The sequence below is a fragment of the bacterium genome (assembly GCA_020440705.1).
Classification (GTDB): Bacteria; Krumholzibacteriota; Krumholzibacteriia; order LZORAL124-64-63; family LZORAL124-64-63; genus JAGRNP01.
The window spans coordinates 1-506 of the sequence record JAGRNP010000404.1 but is presented as its reverse complement, the minus strand read 5'-3'; the positions used below and the strand labels follow the sequence as shown (position 1 = coordinate 506).

At 73.9% G+C, this 506-nt stretch carries 2 protein-coding genes; both read left to right on the top strand.

Annotation, left to right across the window (positions count from 1 at the left end):
- Positions 1-241: hypothetical protein (locus KDM41_19035; GenBank protein MCB1185519.1), on the top strand; the 241-nt coding region annotated here is incomplete at its 5' end.
- The coding region (locus tag KDM41_19030; protein MCB1185518.1) for a glycosyltransferase at positions 234-506 on the top strand (273 nt) is incomplete at its 3' end. The genes KDM41_19035 and KDM41_19030, both read left to right, overlap by 8 nt.

Here is a 506-nt window from a genome sequence, read left to right as displayed (position 1 = left end):
CGTGCTTCAGGACTGCACGCCCGCGGCGATCGCGGCGGCTGCGCTGGGGCTGCTGCATGCGCCCGAGACGTGGGCCCCATCGGTCGAGGCGGTGCGGGCCCGACTTCGCCGATCGGACTGGGGCGGCGAGGTGGCGACGCATCTGCTGCGGTTGCTCGCCCGTCGGGCGCCTCCTATGCTGCGCGCCTCGCCGGCCAGCCCCGCAGCAGGGGCCCGGGAGCGTGGAGGATCGGATGTCTGACCAGCCAAAGCCCCTGGTGGTGGTGCCCACCTACAACGAGGCCGAGAACATCGAGGCCCTGCTCGACGCAGTCCACGCGCACCTGCCCGAGGGGCACGTGCTCGTGGTGGACGATGGCTCGCCCGATGGGACGGGGGCGCTGGCCGACGCCCGAGCCGCGACCGATGGGCGGGTCCATGTGCTCCACCGCACCGAGAAGGCGGGCCTGGGGCGCGCGTACCTGGCGGGCTTCGCCTGGGGCCTCGCGCGGGACTACACGCACATC